This window comes from Streptomyces durmitorensis, assembly GCF_023498005.1.
Classification (GTDB): Bacteria; Actinomycetota; Actinomycetes; order Streptomycetales; family Streptomycetaceae; genus Streptomyces; species Streptomyces durmitorensis.
The window spans coordinates 5,040,226-5,063,962 of sequence record NZ_CP097289.1 but is presented as its reverse complement, the minus strand read 5'-3'; the positions used below and the strand labels follow the sequence as shown (position 1 = coordinate 5,063,962).

General features: G+C 72.0%; 14 protein-coding genes, 2 tRNA genes and 1 riboswitch. Of the genes, 6 read left to right on the top strand and 10 right to left on the bottom strand.

Annotated features, from left to right (window positions below; genetic code table 11):
• Window positions 1-137: 137 nt before the first annotated feature.
• On the bottom strand, window positions 138-1,496 hold the full coding sequence (locus M4V62_RS22715; RefSeq protein ID WP_249589070.1) for an NAD(P)/FAD-dependent oxidoreductase: 1,359 nt from the start codon (window positions 1,494-1,496) through the stop codon (window positions 138-140).
• A 374-nt stretch (window positions 1,497-1,870) separates the two neighbouring features.
• Here M4V62_RS22715 and M4V62_RS22710 point away from each other — a divergent pair, with 374 nt between their 5' ends.
• Both M4V62_RS22710 and M4V62_RS22705 read left to right on the top strand, forming a co-directional pair.
• Complete coding sequence (locus M4V62_RS22710; RefSeq protein ID WP_249589069.1) at window positions 1,871-2,644, top strand: TetR/AcrR family transcriptional regulator; 774 nt, start codon at window positions 1,871-1,873, stop codon at window positions 2,642-2,644.
• Window positions 2,645-2,894: 250 nt separating this feature from the next.
• Window positions 2,895-4,835 carry a sigma-70 family RNA polymerase sigma factor gene (locus M4V62_RS22705; protein ID WP_249589068.1) on the top strand — a complete coding sequence of 647 codons (1,941 nt, stop codon included), beginning with the start codon at window positions 2,895-2,897 and terminating at the stop codon, window positions 4,833-4,835.
• A gap of 40 nt (window positions 4,836-4,875) precedes the next feature.
• Here M4V62_RS22705 and M4V62_RS22700 read toward each other — a convergent pair whose 3' ends face one another.
• Both M4V62_RS22700 and M4V62_RS22695 read right to left on the bottom strand, forming a co-directional pair.
• A complete protein-coding gene (locus M4V62_RS22700; RefSeq protein ID WP_249589067.1) occupies window positions 4,876-8,079 on the bottom strand; it encodes an ATP-binding protein in 3,204 nt (1,067 codons plus the stop codon).
• Window positions 8,080-8,299: 220 nt separating this feature from the next.
• Entirely contained in the window at window positions 8,300-10,396 is a 2,097-nt protein-coding gene (locus M4V62_RS22695; protein WP_249589066.1) for an asparagine synthase-related protein, read from the bottom strand.
• Between the two features lie 698 nt (window positions 10,397-11,094).
• Between M4V62_RS22695 and M4V62_RS22690 the strand changes: the two genes are divergently transcribed.
• From M4V62_RS22690 to M4V62_RS22675, 4 genes are all read left to right on the top strand, one after another.
• A complete protein-coding gene (locus tag M4V62_RS22690) occupies window positions 11,095-12,549 on the top strand; it encodes an NsdA family TPR-like regulatory protein (protein ID WP_249589065.1) in 1,455 nt (484 codons plus the stop codon).
• A 176-nt stretch (window positions 12,550-12,725) separates the two neighbouring features.
• The gene (lhgO, locus tag M4V62_RS22685) at window positions 12,726-13,928 is read left to right on the top strand and encodes an L-2-hydroxyglutarate oxidase (RefSeq protein ID WP_249589064.1); all 1,203 of its coding nucleotides are present in this window, start codon (window positions 12,726-12,728) and stop codon (window positions 13,926-13,928) included.
• 265 nt (window positions 13,929-14,193) lie between these two features.
• Window positions 14,194-14,985, top strand: coding sequence for a tRNA (guanosine(46)-N7)-methyltransferase TrmB (gene trmB, locus M4V62_RS22680; protein WP_249589063.1), 792 nt, complete (start codon window positions 14,194-14,196; stop codon window positions 14,983-14,985).
• An 86-nt stretch (window positions 14,986-15,071) separates the two neighbouring features.
• The gene (locus tag M4V62_RS22675) at window positions 15,072-16,430 is read left to right on the top strand and encodes a PrsW family intramembrane metalloprotease (RefSeq protein WP_425575093.1); all 1,359 of its coding nucleotides are present in this window, start codon (window positions 15,072-15,074) and stop codon (window positions 16,428-16,430) included.
• Window positions 16,431-16,435: 5 nt separating this feature from the next.
• On the opposite strand, the gene M4V62_RS22670 is transcribed toward M4V62_RS22675, so the two are convergent.
• The 7 genes from M4V62_RS22670 to M4V62_RS22640 form a co-directional block, all read right to left on the bottom strand.
• Entirely contained in the window at window positions 16,436-17,380 is a 945-nt protein-coding gene (locus M4V62_RS22670; RefSeq protein WP_249589062.1) for an aldo/keto reductase, read from the bottom strand.
• A 139-nt stretch (window positions 17,381-17,519) separates the two neighbouring features.
• The gene (locus tag M4V62_RS22665) at window positions 17,520-18,605 is read right to left on the bottom strand and encodes a M23 family metallopeptidase (RefSeq protein ID WP_249589061.1); all 1,086 of its coding nucleotides are present in this window, start codon (window positions 18,603-18,605) and stop codon (window positions 17,520-17,522) included.
• Window positions 18,606-18,616: 11 nt separating this feature from the next.
• A riboswitch (cyclic di-AMP (ydaO/yuaA leader) is annotated at window positions 18,617-18,763 on the bottom strand.
• A gap of 221 nt (window positions 18,764-18,984) precedes the next feature.
• Window positions 18,985-20,229, bottom strand: coding sequence for a PP2C family protein-serine/threonine phosphatase (locus M4V62_RS22660; protein WP_425575092.1), 1,245 nt, complete (start codon window positions 20,227-20,229; stop codon window positions 18,985-18,987).
• A gap of 172 nt (window positions 20,230-20,401) precedes the next feature.
• A tRNA-Met gene (locus tag M4V62_RS22655) sits at window positions 20,402-20,475 on the bottom strand.
• Window positions 20,476-20,586: 111 nt separating this feature from the next.
• A complete protein-coding gene (locus M4V62_RS22650) occupies window positions 20,587-21,798 on the bottom strand; it encodes an alginate lyase family protein (RefSeq protein WP_249589060.1) in 1,212 nt (403 codons plus the stop codon).
• Between the two features lie 131 nt (window positions 21,799-21,929).
• A tRNA-Lys gene (locus M4V62_RS22645) sits at window positions 21,930-22,005 on the bottom strand.
• Between the two features lie 121 nt (window positions 22,006-22,126).
• Complete coding sequence (locus M4V62_RS22640) at window positions 22,127-23,698, bottom strand: amino acid permease (protein WP_249589059.1); 1,572 nt, start codon at window positions 23,696-23,698, stop codon at window positions 22,127-22,129.
• Window positions 23,699-23,737 lie beyond the last annotated feature (39 nt).

Here is a 23,737-nt window from a genome sequence, read left to right as displayed (position 1 = left end):
TAGGCCTCGTGATGTCGCTTCTGGATCGGGCGGGGATTTCCGGCGGTCCTGGCCCGCCCATGGTCACACGAACAGTCTGGCCGACCGGACTGACATGCGTCAGACGCCGGTGTCACGCGGGGAGTTCCTGCCTCCGGTCAGGAGGACTCCTTCGGGCCTCTGCCCCCGGCCGCGAGTTCGAACTCCGCACGCGGGTGTTCGAGCGACCCCAGGGAGACGATCTCGCGTTTGAACAGGCCGGACAGGACCCATTCGGAGAGCACCCGGGACTTGCGGTTGACGGTGGGCACGCGGCTCAGGTGGTAGACGCGGTGCATGAACCAGGCAGGGTAGCCCTTCAACTTCCGTCCGTAGACATGTGCGACACCTTTGTGCAGCCCCAGGGACGCGACCGAGCCCACGTACTTGTGCGTGTACTCCTTGAGGGGCTGTTCGCGCAGGGACGCGGCGATGTTGTCGCCGAGCGTCCTGGCCTGGCGCACCGCGTGCTGGGCGTTGGGGGCGCACTCCTTGCCGGGCTCGTCCGCGGTGACGTCGGGGACGGCTGCCGCGTCTCCCGCGCCCCACGCGTGCGCGTGGCCGTTCACGGCCAGCTGGGCGGTGCAGTCGAGGCGGCCGCGTTCGTTCAGCGGCAGGTCGGTCGCGGCGAGCACCGGGTGCGGTTTGACGCCCGCGGTCCACACGACGGTGCGGGTGGGGAAGCGCGCGCCGTCGCTCAGGACGGCGACCCGGTCCTCGCACGAGTCAAGGCGGGTCTCCAGGCGTACGTCGATGTTGCGGCGCCGCAGCTCACGGACGGTGTACTTGCCCATCTCCTCGCCGACCTCGGGGAGGATCCGCCCGGAGGCCTCGACGAGGATCCACTTCATGTCCTCGGCCTTGACGTTGTGGTAGTACCGCGAGGCGTAGCGGGCCATGTCCTCCAGCTCGCCGAGCGCCTCGACCCCTGCGTAGCCGCCGCCCACGAAGACGAAGGTCAGGGCCGCGTCGCGGACCGCGGGGTCACGCGTCGAGGAGGCGATGTCCATCTGCTCGATGACGTGGTTGCGCAGGCCGATGGCCTCTTCGACGGTCTTGAAGCCGACGCCGTGCTCGGCGAGGCCCGGGACGGGCAGGGTGCGCGAGATGGAGCCGGGGGCCAGGACGATCTCGTCGTACGCGATGTCGACGGCGCCCGAGCCCTCGTCCTCGGTGGCGAGCGTGACGAAGGACGCCGTGCGCTTGGCGTGGTCGACCGTTTTGACCTCGCCGATGACGATCCGGCATCTGTCCAGGACGCGGCGGAGCGGGACGACGACGTGCCGGGGCGAGATGGAGCCGGCCGCGGCTTCGGGCAGGAACGGCTGGTAGGTCATATAGGGATCGGGCGTCACCACCACGATCTCCACTTCGCCCCGCTTCAGCTCCGGCTTCAGCTTCCGCTGGAGGCGCAGTGCGGTGTACATGCCGACGTAGCCGCCGCCCACAACGAGAATGCGCACAGGTTCCTTCACCATCCCATGACGCACCCAGCTCTGGAGTTTGTCCACAGCCTCGGCAATTTGTGTGACCGGTCATGGCCTGCGGCACGCCGTGCGGGCCTTGGCTCCGTGTGGGAGAAGTACGCAGGTCAGCGGGGGGAGGAGGCAGGAAGCCAGGGGGTGCAATCAGGTCGGAATCGGTGCGTACTCCGATCGGGGGGAGCTCTGTGCGGAACCCGCCTCTTCTGAATTGACTCTGGCTCAACTATGTTCGTGTGTCGTCGGGGTGTCGGGGGATGCGCTCGTCGAGTCCAGCTACGGGGCTCGGGATTCGGGCTTGCTCCTCACACTCCGGTAGCCAATGGCGGGGAGTGTCTCCGGGGGGAGACGCCATTACCGGGGGAACGCGTATGAGCATTCAGGAATCTCACTGGACTTCGAGCATGGCGTCGGCTTCAGCCGTCGCCACCAGCGGGAACGGACGCGACATGGGGGACGGACCGCGTTCGACGCCGCTGCGTGTGGACGCACAGCGCAATCTCGAGCATGTTCTTCGCGCGGCGCGCGAGGTCTTCGGCGAGCTGGGTTACGGCGCGCCGATGGAAGACGTCGCCCGGCGCGCACGGGTCGGCGTGGGCACGGTCTACCGCCGCTTCCCCAGCAAGGACGTGCTGGTGCGGCGCATAGCCGAGGAGGAGACCTCCCGGCTCACCGACCAGGCGCGATCGGCGCTCGGTCAGGAGGACGAGCCGTGGTCGGCGCTCTCGCGCTTCCTGCGGACGTCCGTCGCATCGGGCGCGGGGCGGCTCCTGCCGCCGCAGGTGCTTCGGGTGGGCGTCGCGGACGAGGTCGCGGGCGTACGGGACGACGAGGCGCGCGTGCCGCAGCAGCGGCAGGCGGCTCCGGCCGGTCCCGAGCTGCGGCTCGTCGAGCAGCGTTCGGCTCCGGCCGAGGAGTCGGCGGCGGACGACCCGGGGGCGGTCGCGCTCCTGGAGGTCGTCGGGCGCCTCGTGGAGCGGGCGCGTGCGGCGGGCGAGCTGCGCGCGGACGTGACCGTGTCGGACGTGCTCCTGGTGATAGCCACGGCCGCACCCTCGCTGCCGGACGCGGCGCAGCAGGCGGCGGCCTCGTCGCGGCTGCTCGACATCCTGCTCGAAGGGCTGCGCTCGCGCCCCTCGTCCTGAAGCGGCACGGGGCAGGCGCGGGTTCGACGCGAGGCAGGCGCGGGTTCGACGCGAGGCAGGCACGGGTTCGGCTCAACTTCCTTTGAAATGACGGCGGTTGAGCCTTCCCCGAATGGGTGAACGGTAGTGCTCGAATACGGGAAGTCACCTCGGAAGGGTGGTTGACCGTCATCGCCGTCCGCCCTAGCACGCCCGTATGGCACTCTTTCCCGGATGGCCGGGTCTGAGTGTGCAAGCGGGGGCTTCCGCGATGAGTGGTGACGGGCGGGACGAGTCGTCCTCCGCCTTGGGCGAGGAGGCCGCAGGGCTGCCTCCTCGACAGGTGCCGAACCAAGGCGGACCCGGATCCGGTGGCGGACCCGGCGGTGCGGATCCCAGCGTTCCGCCGCAGCGCGAAGGCGTCCGTGGCGGGGCCCCGGCGCCCCTCCTGCCGGCCGAGCCCGGATCCCTCGTGCCCAGGGAAGGGCCGTCGGCCGACAGCGACTTGATCGCCCGGATGCGGGCGGGCGACGACACGGCGTACGAAGAGCTGTACCGAAGGCACGCCGAAGCCGTCCGCCGGTACGCCCGCACGTGCTGCCGGGACGCCCACACCGCCGACGACCTCACGGCCGAGGTCTTCGCGCGGATGCTCCAGGCGGTCCGGGGCGGCAGCGGACCCGAGCACGCGGTCCGCGCCTATCTGCTCACCACGGTGCGCCGCGTCGCCGCGGGGTGGACGAAGTCGGCGAAGCGGGAGCACCTGGTCGAGGACTTCGCGGTCTTCGCGGCGCAGGCCTCGCGCAGCTCCGAGGTCTCCGACGACGACACTCTGGACCTGGGCGCGGACGTGCGCGCGATGCACGAGGCCGAGCAGTCCATGGCCATGCAGGCGTTCCGCAGCCTTCCGGAGCGCTGGCAGGCCGTGCTGTGGCACACGGAGATCGAGGACGAGTCCCCGAGCGACGTCGCCACGCTCTTCGGGCTCGACGCCAACGGCACACGCGTGCTGGCCAAGCGGGCGCGCGAGGGCCTGAAGGAGGCGTATCTCCAGGCCCACGTGAGCACCACCCTCACCGACAACGAGGAGTGCGCGCGGTACGCCGACCGGCTCGGCGCCTACGCACGCGGCAGTCTGCGCACCCGGGCCGAGCGCGGCCTGCGCAAGCACTTGGAGGAGTGCGCCAAGTGCCGCCTGGCCGCGGGCCAGATCAAGGAAGTCGCCAGCGGCATTCCCGGGGTCGTGCCGATCGCGGTCATCGGCTGGTTCGGTGCCGCCGGGTACGCGAAGGTGGCCGCCCTCGTCGGCGGTGGCGCTGCGGGTGCCGCGGGCGCCGGCGCGGCGGGTGCGGCGGCGGCGAGCGGCGGCTCGTCCGGTGGTGCGGCGGGCGGCGGCGCTGCCGCCGAAGGACTCGGAGCGCCCGCGAAGGCTGGTATCGCGGCGGCGGTGGTCGTCGCTGCCGCGGCCGCGGCGATCGCCCTCACCGCGGGAGACGGGGACAAGCCCAAGGACCTGCCGAGCGCCGGGAAGCCGCCGGCCGTCGAGCCTGTCGTACCGAGCAAGCCGCCGCCCCCGAAGCCCAAGCCCAAGCCCGAGCCGGCGCCCCCGGCGGCCGCGGAGCCGAAGCCCGAGCCGCCCCCGAAGCCCAGGCCCAAGCCGACCCCCACGCCCACACCGAAACCCACGCCGAAGCCCGAGCCACCGGCCCCCAAGCCGACGCCGACCCCCACGCCGTCCAAGCCGAAGCCCAAGCCACCGCCTCCGCCGCCGCCCGCCCCGACGGTCTACCAGTGGAGCGAGCTGCAGTACGGCGCCGTCGGTGACGGCACCAAGCCCGAGATGCGGCTCGGCGAGAGCAGCTGGGTCTGGCAGCGCGGCGGCCTGTCCATCGCGGACAAGCAGTACGGCCACGGCGTGACCGTCCACGGCCAGTCCTCCGTCACGATCGACCTGAACCGCCAGTGCTCGACGTATGACGCGGTCGTCGGCGTCGACGACATGACGATGGGCCTGGGCAAGGTGCGGTTCTCGGTCTTCGGGGACGGCGTCCGGCTGTGGCAGTCACCGCTGATGAAGGGCGGGGATCCGGCGGTGCCCGTGCAGGTGAACCTGACCGGGCGCAAGACGATCCGCCTGGTCGTCGAGCCGCATTCGCCGTTCGACTCGGCCGCGCTCGCGGACTGGGCGCAGTCGCGCTTCCGCTGTACGTAGGCTGCGGGCTCAGTTCAAGATCAGCTCAGTTCAGCTCAGTTCAGTTCAGTTCCGCGAGGGCGTCGGGGGCGGTGAGTCCGGCGCCCGCGGCGCACTCGGCCTCGTACCGGCGCTCGCCGAGGGCGGCGAGCGCCGCGGCCTCGACCCGCTCGGCGTCGGCCAGCTCCGGCATCGGGCGCGGATTGCCGCTCCGCAGCCGGGTGCTGAAAGCGAGCAGGCGGGCCGCGCGGGGGTGGTCGCCGACCTTGCTCACCAGGGTGGCTCCGCAGTCCACGAGCGCGGCGATGACCAGCTCCGCGCACCGGCTGTCCAGCGCCATCCGCAGTCCGTCGGCGAGCACAAGCAGTGCCTGCTCCGGGCCCGCCTCGGCGGCCACGATCTTGGACTCCAGGCCGTGGAGCGCCGCGATGAACTGCGGCGGCGGCGTGCCGCGCTCGGCCTCGGCGCGGGCCTCCTCGAACAGGGCGCGGGTCCTGGCGACTTCGCCATCGTCCAGCGCCATCTGCGCCTGCACCATCCGCATGAACGCGCGCGAGTCCCCCACGCCGTACCGGTCGGCCTCGATCCCTGCCTCGTGCAAGGCCTTCGCCGCCAGGTCGCGGTCGCCCTCGCGGTACGCGATCTCGGCGAGGCGGACGATCAGGAAGGGCGTCTCGGCGTAGGCGCCCACTTCGTAGGCGAGCCGCAGCGCTTCGTCGTACTCGACGCGCGCCTCCTCGTGCAGACAGCGCGCCATCGCGGCCTCGCCCGCAGCGCTCGACACCTGGGCGCGCATCCAGCGGTCGCCCGCGCGCATGCTCAGCCCGCGCAGCTCCGCGAGATCCTCGTCGACCCCGGACAGGTTGCCCGGGGCGTCGACGGCCTGGTGTGTGCGGAACATCAGGCTGACTCCGATCTCCCAGTCGCCGCCGTATCTGCGGCAGTTGGCGACCACGTCGTCCAGGCCGGGTTTGGCCGCCTCGGGGCCGTCCAGGAAGTACGCGGTGAACGGCCAGATGATCCCCGGGAAGCGGGCCGCCGCCGGCACCGGTTGCGCGAAGGCGTCCCGCAGCCGCCCGAGGTACACGCGGTCGTCCTCGTCGGCCAGCGCTTCCATGGGCCTGGACTCCGCCACCAGGAAGAAGTGCAGCAGGCGCAGGCTCATCCAGGACCAGTGGAGCGGTTCGCCCGTGTCCTCGGGGATGCCTTCGGGACCGTCGGGCGGCATCGGCGGTGCGAGGCGCAGGATGCCGGCGACCCAGTTCGCGCCCTCTCTGCGGTAGTTCCGCATGGACCAGAACCAGCCCACGGCCAGGGCGATGGCCAGGGCGTCCTCCCCATCGCCGGACTCGGTGGTTCGTTGCAGGGCCGCGCGGATGTTGTCCAACTCCGTCTCCAGGCGCTGGATCCAGGGGAGTTGGTCGGCCGAGCGGAGCAGGGGTTCGGCCTTCTCGACCAGGGCGCGGACGTACGCGGTGTGGCGGCGGCCTGCGGCGGTGCGCAGCTCGGGCGTCTCTGCGGCCCGCTCGGACGCGTACTCGTGGATGGTCTCCAGCATGCGGTAGCGCATGTCGCCGCCGGCCGTGGGTTCGGCGATGAGCAGGGACTTGTCCACGAGGGCGCCGATGAGGTCGGCGGCAGGGCCGGTACAGACCGCCTCGGCCGCCTCTATGTCCCAGCCGCCCGCGAAGACGGACACCTCGCGCAGCACGGTCCGTTCGGGCTCGTCGAGCAGGTCCCAGGACCAGTCGACAACGGCCCGCAGCGTCTGCTGGCGGGGCAGGACCGTGCGGCTGCCGCTGGTGAGGAGGCGGAAGCGGTCGTCGAGGCGGTCGGCGATCTGCCGGGGCGTGAGCAGGCGAAGGCGGGCCGCGGCCAGTTCGATGGCGAGCGGGAGGCCGTCGAGGCGTCGGCAGATCTCGGCGACGGCCCCGGCGTCCTCATCGGGGTCGAAGTCCGGGCGCACGGCCGTGGCGCGCTCGGTGAAGAGGCGGTGCGCCGGGTCGGGCGGCAGGGGCTCGACGGGGCGCACGAACTCGCCGGGTACGCCGAGGGGTTCGCGGCTCGTGGCGATGACCGTGAGGTCCGGGCAGTGCGTGAGGAGGGTCTGGGCGAGGCCGGCCGCGGCGCCGATGACGTGCTCGCAGTTGTCGAGGAGCAGGAGCAGGGCGCGCGGGGCGCAGTACTCGACGAGCAGGGCGATGGGGTCGTCCTGCGGCACGGTCATCTCGCTGGTCATCAGCGCGGTCTCGCGCAGACCGAGCGCGCTGACGACGGCTCCCGGCACCGCCTCGGGACGGTCGAGCGGGGCGAGCTCGGCCAGCCATGCCTGCGGATGCCCGGCGGCGGCTTCCTCGGCGAGGCGGGTCTTGCCGGAGCCGCCGGGGCCGGTGAGGGTGACCAGGCGTGCTCTTCTCATGTCTGAACGGATGGCGGCGAGTTCGGGTTCCCGGCCGACGAAGCTGGTCAGGCGGGGCCGGAGGTTGCCTGTCCGCTCCGGGCGCTCCGGGCGCTCCGACCTCTTGGCGCTCGGCTCCGGGACCGCGGCCGGGTCCAGCAACTCCGCGTGCAGCGAACGGAGTTCAGGTCCGGGGTCCGCGCCGAGGCCGTCGGCGAGCGTGCGGCGCGCGGTCTCGTACGCGGCGAGGGCGTCGGCACCGCGGCCCGCGTCACGCAGGGCGCGGATCAGGAGGGCGTGCAGCGTCTCGTCGTACGGCTGGGCGGCGGTGAGCTCCTTCAGTTCCGGTACGACGTCGGAGGCGTGGCCCAGGAGCAGGTCCGCCTCGACCCGCGCGCGGGTCGCCTCGGCGAACAGCGCTTCGGGGCGGGCCGCCGCGCTGCGGTCGGGCAGGTCGGCGAGGGCGGGGCCGCGCCACAGGGTGAGCGCTTCGCGCAGCGTGCGGGCGGCCGACGCCGGGTCGCGGCGGTCCAGGGCCGCCTTGCCCTCGCGCACGAGGCGTTCGAAGCGGTGCAGGTCGATGTCTTCGGGGGTGGTGGTGAGGCGGTAGCCGCCGGGTTCCGATGCGATGGCGTCCTTGCCGAGGGCGCGGCGGAGGCGGCCGACGAGGGCCTGGAGGGCGGCGGGGGCGTCGGTGGGCGGCTCGTCCTGCGCCCACACCTCGGCGATGAGGGTCTCCACGGGGGCCGTGCGGTCGGCGCGCAGGGCGAGGGCGGCGAGCAGCGCGCGAAGCCGCCGGCCTCCTACGGGCAGGGGCGCCCCTTGTTCGTCGTACGCCTCGGTGGCGCCCAGGATTCTGTACCGCACCGGGTCATTCTCGCCGGTGGAGCGGGGCGGGGCGCGGGGTTTCTTCCCCAACCCCGCCCCTTCCCGAGAACCCGCTCGGCGCGGGGCCTACCTGGGGCTCCGCCGCAGGCCCCGTACAAGATGTCCTCAAGCGCCGGACGGGCTGCATCCAACCCGTCCGGCGCTTGAGGACGAACTCGGCGAAGCCGGTGATCAACCGCGCGCGAGGCTCCGGAGCCAGTTACCGCCCCGCCCCCAACGCCCCCCTCTGCGGCACGACGCTCCCCGTGGGGACCGCCCGCTGCCGGGCCGGAGTGCCGGTCCAGCACGTGCCGCGGCGGGAGAGCAGGCGGCGCAGCCACAGCTCCGTGGAGACCAGGTCCGCCAGGCCGTCCAGCGGCAGCGGCTCGCCCTCCGCCGCCGCGCGCAGCGCCTTGCGGACCACGCGGGCCTCCACCAGGCCCGCCTGCGCGAGCAGGGGCGTGTCGAAGAGGGCCAGGAGGTCGTCCACCGCCACCCGAAGGCCCGTCCGCGACGCCGCCGCGGACGACGCGTGGGACGGAGCGCCCCAGCCGGGCGGCAGTTCGGCCACTCCGGCGCCTTCCAGGACCGTACGCAGGATCGCCGCACGAGCCCCTGGCTGGACGCGCAGGGCGACGGGGAGCGCGCGGCAGGCGCGGACCACCTGGTTGTCCAGGAACGGCGCGTGCAGGCGCTGGAAGCGGACCTCGGCGGCCTGCTCCAGGACGCGCAGGTCCGCCGCGTGCCGGGCGAGGGCGGCGCGGGCGCGGAACTCACCGGGCCGCTGGCCGGGCCCGGCGCCCGGCCGCCCGGTGGTGTCCTGGAGGCGAACCGATACTTCAGCGAGGGCCTCGCCCGTCAGCCACCGCGCCGCGGGCCCCGGTCTCGCCCACGCGAGGGCGGCCATCGACGCCCCCACCGCACCGCCCGGCTCGTCGAAGCGGCGCTGGAGGAGGCGGTCGGCGAGCGAGTCGACGCCCGCGCGGTAGGACATCCGGGAGAGCTTGCGGGCGGCGCCGTACACGCGCGCGGGCACCATGACGGAGCCGGGCGTGCCGTCCGCCTTCGCCAACGCGGCGACGGGGCGCACCAGATGGCGCCGTCGGCGGTCCATCAGGAGGTCGGCGAGGCGGGCCGGGTGCGCGTCGAGTACCTGCCGTGCGCCGTACCCCGTGAAGTGGTCCGCGCTGCCCGAGGAGAGCCGCGCGCGGTGGCGCTGGGCCATGACGAGGGAAGAGCTCGGTTCGTCCGTCAGAGGGCCGTCCAAGTCCGCGTACGGAAGGGCCTCTTCGCCCGCGGCGACCACCACGTGGTGCAGCCGGGGGTTGGCCGCGATGGCACCCGCCCGCTCCAGCTCGGCCTCGCGGCCGTTGACCGCGAGGTCGTTGAAGGTGACGGCCAGGAGCCGCTCCCCCGCGCCCGTGCCGTGGCCGAGGACCGTGCCGGGCATCCCCGGGAGGCCCGCCGCGAGCAGCGCGAGGGTGCCGGAAGCGGGCCCTCCGGAGAGGTCGGCGCCGATGCCGGGCACCGGCATCCCGCGCGCCGCGCGCCGCTCGGCGGGACCCATGCCGGGCACGGGGCCGGGGTCGACGTCCGCTCCGGGGACGTGCCGCGGGGCGCCGAGCCGGGCGCGTACGGCCTCCACCAGGGCGTCACGGACGCCGTCCACCGCGGTGGTCGCGTCGGCGGCGGGCGCGGCGACCGCGAGGGACGCCACGTGTTCGTACCCGGCGATCTCCCGTGCGCCCGCGCGCAGGATCAGGGCGTGCCCCGGGGGCACGCGCCGCACGCCCTGGTAGGGCGTCGAGTCCTGGAGCGCCTCCGGCACGTCGGGGGCGGCGAGCAGCGCCGCGAGGTGGCCGATGTCCAGGTGGGCCTCGATGAGGTCGGCGAGGGGCAGCGCGGCCGTCGCGAAGGCCGTGCCGGAGGCCCAGGGGGTGTAGAAGACGGGGCGCGCGCCCGCGAGGTCGCCGGCGACCATGACGCGGCGGCCGATCTGGACGACCGCCGTATAGCTGCCGGACCAGGCGGTCAGGTGCCGCAGGGCGCCGCCGCGGGCCGCGAACAGACCGACCCTGAGCTCCTCGTCGCTCGCCCCGCAGGTGCCGAGGACCGCGATGCGCGTCTGCTCGTCGGCCTTGACCGTGCGCACCTCGTCGGCGCGCCAGTCACCGACCGCCCACAGCGGATCCGGGTCGCCCCACAGGAGTTGGGATCCCACGGGATGAACGGTCTCGCCGTTCTCACCGGTGGCCCCGGCCGAGCCCACCACCGAAGGCTTCGCGGCAGTGCTGCTCCACCCCACCAACCACCGCATCGTTGCCTCCACAGGCTGTGGACAACCAGTGCATCGAGAACTGGGGTCCCATGCTGCCACGAAGGAGGCGCGCAGGAGTGGCTACGGAGGTGGTCGCGCTCCCCTTAATCTGCCCCGGGGGAGCGGTACTTGAAGGGCGCAACAACGCCCCTCTCCTTGCGCGACGGTGCTTTGCACCGGCCTCCGGAGAGGCGGTTTTCGGCCAAATCAGCGGGTGGCGCTCGCGTGACGGAACCGTAAATGGCAACACACAGTCCGGGAGGCGTTGCCCGCCCCCCGGACTGGTCCGCCGCCCGCGGGGATGGAGGCGGCGGTGTCCCCCAGCCCGCTGACTCCAGCGCAGCGGGCCGACCCACGCACCGTCAATGGAAGCGCTCCCCTTATGGCCGGTGAAGAGCGCACACGCAGGCGCACGGCCACACACCCGGAGCACGCCCCGGCACTCCCCCGCTTCCCTACCGGCAACAATCTCGCCATACGGAACTGCGCCTCTTAACGCTTGGGATTCGGCGAACTACGCTGTGTGTGCTGATGTTTTCGCGGAGGCATATACCTGGGGGCTCGGCCAAATGCTCTTGCGGCCGAGGTTCCGGGCCACGGCGGCTCGTAGTCGCGGACGCCGCCGCCCCCGGGGGAACGCAGCACGCATGCCGCGCGGTCAAGCCATCGCGGCAGCCGTCTGTGTCGAGGGGTGGCGCATGTCCAGGGAGCAACGCGGGCCGAACGAAAAACTCGGCACCGTTCTCGCCCTCGCGGGAATCAGCAATGCGGGACTCGCCCGCCGGGTCAACGACCTCGGCGCACAACGCGGGTTGACGCTTCGATACGACAAGACATCGGTGGCCCGGTGGGTGTCCAAGGGCATGGTGCCGCAGGGCGCCGCCCCGCACCTCATCGCCGCGGCCATCGGGCAGAAGCTGGGCCGCCCCGTTCCGCTGCACGAGATCGGGCTCGCGGACGCCGATCCGGCGCCTGAGGTGGGCCTCGCCTTCCCGCGCGACGTGGGCGCCGCGGTGAAGTCGGCGACCGAGCTCTACCGCCTCGATCTCGCGGGCAGGCGCGCGGGCAGCGGCGGCATCTGGCAGTCGCTGGCCGGCTCCTTCGCGGTGAGCGCGTACGCGACGCCGGCCTCGCGCTGGCTGATAACCCCGGCCGACAGCTCGGTCGCCCGCGACGTCGCCCTGGACGAGCCCCGCGAGACGGGCCACCTCGACGACGGCGCGAACAGCGGGCCGATGAAGGTCGGCCACAGCGACGTGCTGAAACTGCGGGAGGCCGCCGAGGACGCCCGGCGCTGGGACTCCAAGTACGGCGGCGGCGACTGGCGTTCCTCGATGGTCCCCGAGTGCCTGCGGGTCGAGGCGGCGCCCCTGCTGCTCGGTTCGTACTCGGACGAGGTGGGCCGCTCGCTCTTCGGGGCTTCGGCCGAACTGACGCGCCTGGCCGGGTGGATGGCCTTCGACACCGGCCAGCAGGAAGCCGCCCAGCGGTACTACATCCAGGCCCTGCGCCTGGCCCGCGCGGCGGCCGACGTGCCCCTGGGCGGTTACGTCCTGGCCTCCATGTCCCTCCAGGCGACCTACCGCGGCTTCGGCGACGAGGGCGTCGACCTCGCGCAGGCGGCCCTGGAGCGCAACCGCGGCCTGGCCACCGCGCGCACGATGAGCTTCTTCCGCCTCGTCGAGGCACGCGCACACGCGCGCGCCAGTGACGCGCAGGCGGCGGGAGCGGCGCTGCGGGCGGCCGAGGGCTGGCTTGAGCGGGCCCGGGACGGCGACAACGACCCGTCGTGGCTCGGTTTCTACGGATACGACCGCTTCGCGGCGGACGCCGCCGAGTGCTACCGCGACCTGAAGGCGCCCCGCCAGGTGCGCCGCTTCACGGAGCAGGCGCTCTCCCGGCCGACGGAGGAGTTCGTGCGCTCGCACGGCTTACGGCTCGTGGTGTCGGCGGTCGCCGAACTGGAGTCGGGGAACCTGGACGCGGCCTGTGAGCAGGGCACACGCGCCCTGGAGGTCGCCGGACGCATCTCGTCCGCGCGGACCACGGAGTACGTGAAGGACCTGCTGCACCGCCTGGAGCCGTACGGCGACGAGCCGCGCGTGGTGGAGCTGAGGGAGCGCGCGCGGCCGCTGCTCGTGGCCCCCGCGTAGTTCAGCGGGACTCCTCTCGTGCGATCTCCAGGATTCAGGTTCAGGGCCCGGGGCGTCCCCCCGTGCACCGCCGGAACGGCAACAGCATTTCCGCACCCTGTAACCCTGCGGTCCTCGCCGGGTTTGAGGGCGTTGTCAGTGGCGCAGTGCACTATCGGGGTGGGAGGTGATGCGGGATGGTCCGGGCCGCGGCGTACGACTGCGATGTGCTGGTGATCGGCGGGGGAATCGTCGGTCTGTCGACGGCGTATGCGATCACGCGTGCCGCGCCGGGCACGCGGGTCACCGTCCTGGAGAAGGAGCCGGGCCCCGCCCGGCACCAGACGGGACGCAACAGCGGGGTGATCCACAGCGGGATCTACTACCGCCCCGGCTCCCTGAAGGCGCGGTACGCGGTGCGGGGCGCCGCCGAGATGATCAAGTTCTGCGCGGAGTACGGAATCGCGCACGAGGTCACCGGCAAGCTGATCGTCGCCACGGAGCGCGACGAGCTGCCCCGCCTGCACGCCCTCGTCCAGCGCGGCCGGGAGAACGGCATTCCGGTGCGGGAGCTTGGCCCCGCCCAGATCGCGGAGTACGAACCGGAGGTGCGGGGCCTCGCCGCGATCCAGGTCGGGACGACGGGGATCTGTGACTACGGCTCGGTGGCGGCACGCCTCGCGGACGCCTCGGGGGCCGATGTCCGTTACGGCGCGGAGGTCGTCCGCATCGACCGGCGCCCGGAGCTCGGGGTGGCCGTCGCCACGGCCGACGGCTCGGTGGTGCGGGGGAAGGTCCTGGTCAACTGCGCGGGGCTGCACTGCGACCGGGTGGCGATGCTGGCCGGTGACGACCCCGGGATGCGGATCGTGCCCTTCCGGGGCGAGTACTTCGATCTGGTGCGGCCCGAGCTGGTCCGTGGCCTGGTGTATCCGGTGCCGGATCCGGCTTTCCCCTTCCTCGGGGTGCATCTGACGCGGGGCATCGGGGGCGGGGTCCATGTGGGACCCAACGCGGTGCCGGCGCTGGCCCGTGAGGGGTACGGATGGGGTGTGGTGCGGCCGCTGGAGGTCGCGGGGACGCTGGGGTGGCCGGGGGCCTGGCGGATGGCCGGGCGGCACTGGCGGTATGGGGCGGGGGAGTTCCGGCGGTCCCTTTCGAAGGGGGCGTTCACCGCGGCGGTGCGGAGGCTGCTGCCCGCGGTGACTCCGGACGATCTTGTACCTGCGGCGGCGGGGGTGCGGGCGCAGGCCGTCCTGCGGGACGGGGCGCTGGTGGATGACTTCCTCATCCGGGAGGGGGTGCGGGCGGTTCATGTGCTGAACGCTCCCTCGCCTGCGGCGACGGCCTCTCTCCCTATTGGGCGGGAAGTGGCCCGGCGGGTGCTGGCGGCTCTGTAGGGGCGGTCCCTGCGGGGCTATCCCCAACCCCGCCCCTTCCCGGCTGTGACATTTGCGGCTCCGCCGCGGGCCGCTGCGCGGGGGCCTCGGTTGCCGTCATCACCGGCTTCGCCGAGTTCGTCCTCAAACGCCGGACGGGCTAGATGTGCCAGCCTCTCCGGCGTTTGAGGAGCGGGGGTCTGGGGGCGGAGCCCCCTGCGCGGCAAAGCCGCCAATAGGTACAGCCGGGCAGGGGCGGGGTCGGGGAAGATAAAATCCCCCCACTGTGTCTGAGTCACCCACCACCCCCAGCAGCCCTCACACCCCCCGCCCCAAGGGCCAGCCCCGCTTCCCGCAGGGCCCCGCGCCCGACCCCGCGGGCTCGCACTTCGAGCGGCGGATCCGCAGCTTCCAGCCCCGGCGGAGCCGCGTCACCACAGGCCAGGCGGACGCACTCCAGCGGCTCTGGCCCAAGTGGGGCCTGGACATCGACGGGCAGCGCACCCTCGACCTCGCGGAGCTGTTCGGCGGCGAGCTCCCCGTCGTACTCGAGATCGGGTTCGGCATGGGCGAGGCCACGGCCCAGATGGCCGCCGACGACCCGGACACCGGCATCCTCGCGGTCGACGTGCACACCCCGGGCCAGGGAAACCTCCTCGGCCTCGCCGAGCGGAACGACCTCACCAACATCCGCGTGGCGAACGGCGACGCCGTCATCCTGCTCCGCAAGATGCTCACGCCCGCCTCCCTCGACGGCCTCCGCGTCTACTTCCCCGACCCCTGGCCCAAGGCCCGCCACCACAAGCGCCGCATCATCCAGCCCGACTTCCTCGACCTCGCCGCGCCCCGCCTCAAGCCCGGCGCCGTCCTGCACTGCGCGACCGACTGGGAGCCGTACGCCGAACAGATGCTGGAGGTGCTCGGCGCGCACCCGGACTTCGAGAACACCCAGGAAGACGGCGGGTACGCGCCCCGGCCCTCTTTCCGTCCCCTCACCCGATTCGAGGGCCAGGGCCTGGACAAGGGACACGTGGTCCATGACCTGCTGTTCCGCCGTACATCCGGCCAGGAGGCCTGAGATACCGGCCACGCGGGCCTGAGATACCGGCCACGGGGCCCGAGACACCGTCGCGGCCCACCCCTGTCCCTCGTTAGGGTCAACGGGTGGCCACCCGTTCTCCGCTCCCGCACCCGATGCCCCTCGACGGGCCCGCCGGGCTGCGGCACGCGCGCTGGTGGCAGCGCCGGGCGATACGCGCGGCCGCCCTGGTCACGCTGCTCGCCCTGTCCGGCCTGGTCATCCTGGCCCTGGTCAGGGAACAGACCGGCACCGAAGGCTTCCTGGTCGGGCTCGGCCTCGCGACACTTCCCGTGCCGCTCCTGGTGGCCGCCTTCCGCTGGCTGCAACGCGTCCAGCCGGGCCCCTGGCGCAACCTCCTCTTCGCCTTCGCCTGGGGCGCCTGCGCGGCCGCCCTCATAGCGATCGTCGCGAACAGCTTCGCGACCCGCTGGATAGCCACCGCCACGGCCGACCCCACCAGCGCGGACACCCTCGGCGCGACGGTCATAGCGCCGATCGTCGAGGAGAGCGCGAAGGCCGCGGCCGTACTGCTCGTCTTCCTCTTCCGCAGACGCGAGTTCACCGGAATCGTCGACGGCGTGGTGATCGCCGGAGTGACCGCCACCGGCTTCGCGTTCACCGAGAACATCCTCTACCTCGGCAGCGCCTTCGGCACCGACCAGATCAACGGCGGGACCGGGCTCGCCTCCGTGACGGCGGCGACCTTCTTCGTACGTGTCGTGATGTCGCCCTTCGCGCACCCGCTCTTCACCGTGCTCACCGGCATCGGCTTCGGCATCGCCGCGCTCAGCGCGGAGCGCCAGAACTGGCGCCGCGTCCTGCTCCCGGTCGGCGGACTCCTCCTGGCGATGGGCCTGCACGCCCTGTGGAACGGCTCGGCGGCCTTCGGGGACTACGGCTTCTTCGCCGTGTACGCGGTCTTCATGCTGCCCGCCTTCGGCCTGCTCACCTGGCTGGTGATCTGGATCAGGCAGCGCGGCCTGCGCATCGTGCGGGCCGAACTGCCCGCGTACGCGCTCGCGGGCTGGCTCACCGCGCCCGAGCCGTACGCCCTCGGCACGATGCGCGCCCGCACCCTCGCCCGCGACTACGCCTCGTACACCCAGGGCAAGGCCGCGGCGCGCACGGTCGCCCAGTACGAGACGTACGCGACGTCTCTCGCGCTCCTTCGCCACCGTGGACGCAAGGGCCGGGCGGGCGCCGACTTCGTCGTACGGGAGCGGGAGTTGCTGCACGCGCTGTGGGAGCGCCGCGAGGCGGCACGGCCCGCCCTGGCGTACGCGGCACGCGCGACGGCACCGGTGTTCGTACCGATGCCGCCGCCGTACGGATACCAGCAGCCGTATCCACAGCCCTATCCGCAGCAGCACCAGCCCCCGTACGGCTATCCGTACGCGCAACCGGCGATGCCCTACCCCGCGTACATCCCCTACCGCGGCTAGGACCTCTAGGCGGAAGCCTTGGTCAGCGCCGACACCTCGGCGGACGTCAGCTCGAACTCGCCCACCGCCAGCAGCGCGGGCAGCTGCTCGACCGTACGGGCGGACGCGATCGGCGCCGCCACCGTCGGCTGCGCCGCGAGCCACGCGAGGGCCACGGTCGCGATCTCGGCCTCGCGCTCCTGGGCGATCCGGTCGAGGGCGGCGAGAACGCGCAGGCCGCGCTCCGTCTCCAGGTGCTTGCCCGCGCCCTCGGCGCGCGCGCTGTCGACCTTCGCACCCGGGCGGTACTTGCCGGTCAGGAAGCCGGAGGCGAGCGCGTAGTACGGGACGGCGGCCAGGCCGGAGCGCGAGGCGACCTGCTCAAGGGTGCCCTCGTACGTGTCGCGCGAGACGAGGTTGTAGTGCGGCTGGAGCGCCGAGTAGCGCGCGAGGCCCTCGCGGTCGGAGAAGTCGAGGAACTCCTGGAGCCGCTCGGCGCTCACGTTCGAGGCGGCGATCGCGCGCACCTTGCCGGACGTGACCAGCTCGTCGAGCGCGCCGATGATCTCCTCGACCGGGACGGACGGGTCGTCGTAGTGCGTGTAGTAGAGGTCGATGTAGTCGGTGCGCAGACGGCGCAGCGACTCCTCGGCACCGGACTTGATGGTGTTCGCGGACAGGCCCTTGTAATCGGGGTGGGCGCCGACCTTGGTGGCGAGCACGACGTCGGAGCGGTTGCCGCGCGCGGCGAACCAGTCGCCGATGACGGTCTCGGACTCCCCGCCCTTGTTGCCGGGCACCCAGGCCGAGTAGACGTCGGCGGTGTCGATGAAGTTGCCGCCGGCGGCGGTGTAGGCGTCGAGCACGGTGAAGGACTGCGCCTCGTCGGCCGTCCAGCCGAAGACGTTGCCGCCCAGGGCGAGCGGGAAGACCTCGAGGTCGGACGAGCCAAGCTTGCGGAGAGAAGTCATACGGGACTCAACGCACTTGCGGATCACGGAATTCCGCATGCCGTACAGCGACCCGGGTACGGGCTGAAGCGGGCATGCCGAACCGGCAGCCCTGACGTCGGGGGGTTGTCGCCAGGACCGCCGGGGTTCTGGGGCTACCTCAGAGGGACTGGCCCTTGCCGCGCAGCCACGCCGCCGGGTCGACCCCGGTGGAGTCGCCGCCCGGGTGGACCTCCAGGTGGAGGTGCGCGCCGGTGACGTTGCCGGTCGCGCCGACGCGGCCGATGGTCTCGCCGGTGGTGACCTTCTGGCCCGCGCTGACGTTCATCGAGGACTGGTGGCAGAACCAGAGTTCGGTGCCGTCGTCGAGTTCGAGGATCGTGCGGTAGCCGTACGCCCCCGCCCAGCCGGCTTCCTTGATGGTGCCGGAGTGAATGGCCTTGATGGGCGTGCCCGTCGGAGCGGCGAAGTCCAGGCCGGTGTGGTAGCCGGAGGACCACATGGAGCCGGGCTGACCGAAGGTGCCGGTGAGCGTGTACGAGGCGACGGGGAGGGTGTAGCTCTTCGCGAGCTTGGCCAGGCGCTCCGCCTCGGCCTTCTTCTTGGCCTCGGCCTCGGCCTTCTTCTTCGCGGCGGCCTTCTCGGCGGCGATCTTCTTCTCGGCCGCGGTCTGCTCGGCGGCGGCCTGTTCGGCGGCCTGCTTGACGGCGGCTTCTTCGGCCGCCTTCTGGACCGCGTCGTCCGCCTGGTCCTGCTGGTTCTCGGCCTGCTCCATGATGCGGGCCCGCAGTGCCTCTCCGGCGTCCGTGGTGCCCTGCTCGGCGTCGGCGGTGCTGACTCCGGCGGCGCTCAGGGGCGCGGCGGCGACCGTCACACCGCCGTCCGCGGCGGCGGTGTCGGAGGAGTCGTCGGATATCAAGGACCCCACGCCCGGAAGCGACTTGGCCTCCGGCAGCGAGTCCGTGACGGCCGACAGGTCCGGCATCTCGATGGAGACCGGGGGCTTGCCGCCCTGCGCGGTGGCGATGCCGCCCGCGCCGACTGCGGCGATGACGCCTACGCCGAGAACAGTGGAGCTGCGGGCGAGCCCGCCACCGCCCCGCTTGTGGACGCGGTGCCTGCCGCGGACGGGGCGAATGGACTCCTCGGTGGGATTCCATTCCTCCCAGGAACTGTCTTCGTACCCAACGAAGTCGTCGTCATTCGGTACGTACGCGCCTTGGGGGGCAGGGCGGTTGGACGCCACTGGGGCGCACTCCTTTCCTTCCTTCTCGCCTACCGGGTTAGCTGACGGGTTCGGAGCAGGAAGGTCTCCTACGAACATCTGGCACGGATGCACAGATGCCCGATTCACCCCAATTAGTGGTTCCCCGGCTCCCTTTCGGGATTAGGCGCGTGCGCGCGGAGCCGACTCGAGTGACGGCTGGGACGACCGCGCTGCGTTATCGAACGTTAATAGACAGCGGGGTCGTATTCCAAGCCGTTCCGACTGATCGTTAACGGCTTTGGCCCGTACTTAACGGGACACGGGGGTGCGGAACGGGGCGAGTTGACGCCACTTCTTCACACACCGGAGCTTCACACTTCCTTGACAGTACGTCAGTTGTTATGCGGAGTGGTGTTCTTCAGTCACGGCCGGTGACATCGATCTCCGCGTCAGCCCCACCTTCGGTCCCGCCCTCGGTCCCGGCGCCCGTCGCCAACGGCCGCCGCACCGCGAGCAGCGCCATGTCGTCGGTCGTGCCGCCCCCGGTGTGCCTGCGCACTTCCTCGGTGAGCGTGGCGAGCAGGGCGTCCGGGCCGTTGGGTCCGGGGAAGATGCGGCCCCCGAGCCGGGTGGCCGCGTCGTAGAACTCGCCCCGGCTGTCACGCGCCTCGGAGAGCCCGTCGGTGTACAGGAGCAGCATCGCCCCCGGCGGGAACTCCGTCTCGTCCGCACGGTCCGGCCAGGCGCCCAGGTCGCCCATCCCCAGCGGCAGCGCGGGCTCGGTCGCGGACAGCACGCACAGCCGCCCGTCGCCGCGCAGGAGCAGCGGTCCCGGGTGCCCTCGGTTGATGAGGCGCACCAGACCGTCGCCGTGCGAGATCTCCGCCAGGACGGCGGTGGTGAACCCCTCGAAGGCGTCGAGCCCGTCGCGCCGCGTGCCCTCGCGCGCCAGGGCACGCTCAAGGCGCTGGGCCACCGCCTCCAGCGTGGCCTCCTGCTCGGCGGCCTCCCGGAACGCCCCGATGACGACGGCGACGGCCGCCACCGCGCCCATCCCCTTGCCCCGTACGTCACCGACGATGACGCGCACGCCGTGCGGGGTGTCCTGCACGGCGTACAGATCGCCCCCGATGAAGGCGTCGGCCTCCGCGGCCTCGTACCGCGCCGCGACGTCGAGACCGCCGATCCGGGGGTCCGGCTGCGGAAGGACGGCGCGCTGGGCGGCCTCGGCGATGGAGCGGGCGGAGGCGAGCCGTTTGTCGCTGCGGCGCTGGACGCGGTTGATGAGGACGGCGAGCACGGCGACGGTCGCCACCGTGATCAGTTCCGTGACGGCTTCGACGTCGGTGGTGGTGCTGGTCTTGAAGTGCAGGGCGAGCACGGCCGCGCAGGAGCCGGCGCCGATGAGGGTGGTGCTGAGCAGCGAGTAGAAGGGGGCCGCGATGAGCGGGGCGGCGGTGAAGAGGGGCGCGGCGGTGAACGCGGGCGGGGTGGAGATGTCGTAGACGACCCCGGCGACGATGAGCAGCAGCGGAAGGGCCCGCACGAGCGCCCGCTCATGCCGGACATCAGGCCGGACATCGGGAGCCTCGCCCCCGCCGCTTCCTCCTCGCAGCCCCACCGGTCTTCTCCTGCCGAATCCCGCGGCCAGGACCAGATCCATGACCACGCTCAACCAGGGTTCCCAAAGCGGCGGCGCGGGGCGACCGCTGTGGGCCGACAGAGTGACGAGAGAGCGACGGGAAACAACGGGGAACAACGGGGAACAACGGGGAACAACGGGGAAAACACCGAAGGCCCGGATCCATTTCTGGATCCGGGCCTTCGGTCTTTAGTAGCGGGGACAGGATTTGAACCTGCGACCTCTGGGTTATGAGCCCAGCGAGCTACCGAGCTGCTCCACCCCGCGCCGTTGAATGCAACTCTACGCCATCAGGGGGAGTGAAAGCGAACCGGTTGAGAAGCAGCCGGAAAGCGGGCGGGAAGGAGCCGGGAACCACCGGCGAACGGGGCCCGCCGCTCACGCGTTCTCGGCATGCGTCAGCGTCTCCCAGGCCACGAACAGATCGTCCGTCCCCTCGGGCCGCTGCTCGCGCGTGAACCTCTCCGTCTGCGGAAGCTCCAGCTTCAGCCGGTCCCGCAGGTGATTGAGGCCGACCTCGGTGTCGGGCCCCATGTCGCGCTGCACCTTGCCGCCGCACAGCCACTCCGGCGCCTTCGCGCCCAGCTGGTACTTGGAGTGGAACTCAAGCGCGGCCCGCAGCCGATCCTTGACCTCGCCGTACAGGTCGACGCCCTGATGCCAGGCGGTCTCCGCGATGTGCGCGGTGGCCGCGAGGGAGTAGCTGGCGTGCTTGAAGTTCCGGCAGGTCTCCTGGGAGAGCCCGTCGGCGAAGGTCTTCTGCCCGAACCAGTACTTCTGGAGCTTCGCCGGGGTGTTGATGTCGCTGCCCGCGGGAGAGACCGGCAGCGGGCCGTCCGACTTCAGATAGAAGTAGGCGGGCACCCGGGTCCTGAAGTGCGTCACCGCCTTCTCGAAGGACTCGTGGTCGTCGAGGAAGACCGCCATGCTGATGGTCGCGTCGGCCATCAGGAGGTCCCAGTTGCCGTTGAAGTCGGCCGCGCCGTCGCGCACTTGGGGCAGATAGGCGTTGCGCAGCATCCGCTCGAAGCGCAGGAGTTCGCCGTCGGTCCAGCCGTCGTAGGTGTAGCGCACTGCCTCGGCCGCGCGGGCCCACGAGGAGGCGGCCCAGGCCGTCTGGAGGCCCGCGTTGGCCTCCGTGTGCCCGGTGATCACCCGCGACCAGGCGTCCATGATCTGCACGGCCTTCTTGGCGTGCGCGCGGTCGCCAGTGATGTTCCAGAGCAGTGCCTGCGTGTACGCGGCGATGGCGTCCTCGCGCTCCTCGACGCAGCCCTGTCCGGGGCGGGTGTCGGGCGGGCACTCGACGACGGCGTACGGCTTGGCCCGGTAGTCGGCCGCGCCGTACTTGCTGTCCCGCATCTGCTCGAACGCCTTCAGCCAGGGCTGTTCGCGCGCGGCGACGTGGGCGCGCACGCGGTCCAGCTGTGCCTTGCTGACGAGCACTCCGGGGTGCTCGAAGGCCAGCTCGGCGGGGCGCGCACGCTCGGTGGCCTTGTCGGTGCCGCTCCCGGAACCGCCACAGGCAGCGCAGACGCCGACCAGCAACGGCACGAGCACCATCACGAGAGCCCGTCGTACGGAACCCATGCTGTACCTCCGGATCGGCCACCTGGCAGGCCCAGCGTCGCCCGTGGGCCGCGGGGGCGCAGGCGAGGAGGGTCCGTTCGGGCGACCGACGCCACAGGCCCAGGTCAGAACGTTCCTGACCTGGGCCTGAGTGGTAGACCGTGTGGGACTCGAACCCACAACCAATGGATTAAAAGTCCACTGCTCTGCCAATTGAGCTAACGGTCCGTGCGGATGCACCCCCCGAGCATAGCCGGACAGGGCAACGCGTCCGATCGGGTATCGCCTCCTTGGCCCGTCGCGCGTTCCGCGACGGGCCGCGTGCGGGCCCGGACCGCCGTCGCAGCGGTCAGGGATCGGAGGGTTCCGGCGCCCCTTTGCGGGCCGCCTCGCGGGCCGCCGTGCGCTCGTGGTCCGGGTTGAGGAACCAGTGCCTGGCCGATGCCAGCCACCAGGTCGTGGCGAAGCCGAGGACGGCGAGGACCGCGAGCGGGGCGTAGTTGAAGGTCTCCCAGGTGACCGGTGAGACCTGCGGCAGCATGAACAGGACCGTGATCACGCCCACCCAGGCCACCGCCACGATGCCGATCGGACGCGACCAGCGGCCCAAGTGCCAGGGCCCGCGCTCGAATTCCTCGCCCTTGCGCAGCCGGAGCAGGGTCGGGATGACGTAGGCGATGTAGAGCCCGATGACGGCGATCGACGTCACCGCCGCGTACGCCGTGACGTTGATCAGGTACGGCAGGCCGAGCACGAGCGCGCCGAGGGCCGCGAGCCACACCGCGGCGACGGGCGTGCGCGTACGCGGGTTGACCGAGTGCCAGATGTGCGAGAACGGCAGCGCTCCGTCCCGCGAGAAGGCGTAGATCATCCGGGAGTTGGCGGTCACGGACGCCATGCCGCAGAAGAGCTGTGCGCCGATGACGACGAGCAGGAGCAGCTTGCCCGTGGTCGCGCCGAGCGCGTCCAGGAGGATCTGGGCGGGCGGCGCTCCCGTCGCCGACTCGCGGGCGCCGTCGTACGACTGGATGGCGAAGGTGAAGCCGAGGAGCAGGACGAAGCCCGCTATCCAGGACGTCCAGATGGAGCGGACGATGCCCTTGGGCCCGGCGGTCGAGGCGTCGTGCGTCTCCTCAGTCATGTGCGCGGACGCGTCGTACCCGGTGAAGGTGTACTGGGCCATCAGCAGCCCGATCAGCGCCACGTAGAGCCCGCTGCCCCAGCCCGTGTTGTTGACGAACTCGGTGAAGACGAAGGACGCCGACTGGTGCGAGTCCGGGGAGAAGGCAAGCGCGCCGACGATGACGGCGCCCCCGAAGACGTGCCACCAGACGCTCACGCTGTTGAGCAGGCCGACGATGCGCACGCCGAACGTGTTGAGCAGGCCGTGCAGTACGAGGATCGCGGCGAAGAGCAGGATCGTGCGCTCCTCGGTGACCTGGAAGTCGAACTGCAGGTTCAGATACGCGCCCAGGAAGGACGCGGCCCCGAAGTCGATGCCCGCGGTGACGGCGACCTGGCCGAGCACGTTGAACCAGCCCGTGAACCACGCCCAGGCCGCGGCCGTGCGCGGGGGCGCGAGCCGGTGCGCCCAGAAGTAGAGCCCGGCGGACGTCGGGTAGGCGGAGCAGATCTCCGCCATGGCCAGGCCCACGAACAGCGTCATCAGGCCGACCCCGACCCATCCCCAGGTGATCAGGGCGGGCCCGCCGGTGTTCATGCCGAACAGGTACATCGTGAGGCAGCCGGACAGGACCGAGATGATCGTGAACGAGACCGCGTAGTTGGAGAACGCGGACATGCGGCGGGCCAGGACCTGGGTGTAGCCGAGCTGGGCCAGGCGTTCCTCGTCCGAGCCGGCCGTGGGTACGGGTGGTGGTACGGGTGGTGGTTCGGGTGATGGTCCAGGTGGTGGTTTCATGCACGAGCGTTGCCCACGGCAGGGACATGACACACGTCA

What these genes read in the sequence shown, in the direction of transcription:
- M4V62_RS22650 (WP_249589060.1), bottom strand. Translation starts at nt 21,798, where the DNA reads ATGGGTTCCGTACGACGGGCTCTCGTGATGGTGCTCGTGCCGTTGCTG.
- M4V62_RS22670 (WP_249589062.1), bottom strand. Translation starts at nt 17,380, where the DNA reads ATGACTTCTCTCCGCAAGCTTGGCTCGTCCGACCTCGAGGTCTTCCCG.
- M4V62_RS22640 (WP_249589059.1), bottom strand. Translation starts at nt 23,698, where the DNA reads ATGAAACCACCACCTGGACCATCACCCGAACCACCACCCGTACCACCA.
- lhgO (WP_249589064.1), top strand. Translation starts at nt 12,726, where the DNA reads ATGGTCCGGGCCGCGGCGTACGACTGCGATGTGCTGGTGATCGGCGGG.
- M4V62_RS22705 (WP_249589068.1), top strand. Translation starts at nt 2,895, where the DNA reads ATGAGTGGTGACGGGCGGGACGAGTCGTCCTCCGCCTTGGGCGAGGAG.
- M4V62_RS22695 (WP_249589066.1), bottom strand. Translation starts at nt 10,396, where the DNA reads ATGCGGTGGTTGGTGGGGTGGAGCAGCACTGCCGCGAAGCCTTCGGTG.
- M4V62_RS22690 (WP_249589065.1), top strand. Translation starts at nt 11,095, where the DNA reads ATGTCCAGGGAGCAACGCGGGCCGAACGAAAAACTCGGCACCGTTCTC.
- M4V62_RS22710 (WP_249589069.1), top strand. Translation starts at nt 1,871, where the DNA reads ATGAGCATTCAGGAATCTCACTGGACTTCGAGCATGGCGTCGGCTTCA.
- M4V62_RS22715 (WP_249589070.1), bottom strand. Translation starts at nt 1,496, where the DNA reads ATGGTGAAGGAACCTGTGCGCATTCTCGTTGTGGGCGGCGGCTACGTC.
- M4V62_RS22660 (WP_425575092.1), bottom strand. Translation starts at nt 20,229, where the DNA reads ATGGATCTGGTCCTGGCCGCGGGATTCGGCAGGAGAAGACCGGTGGGG.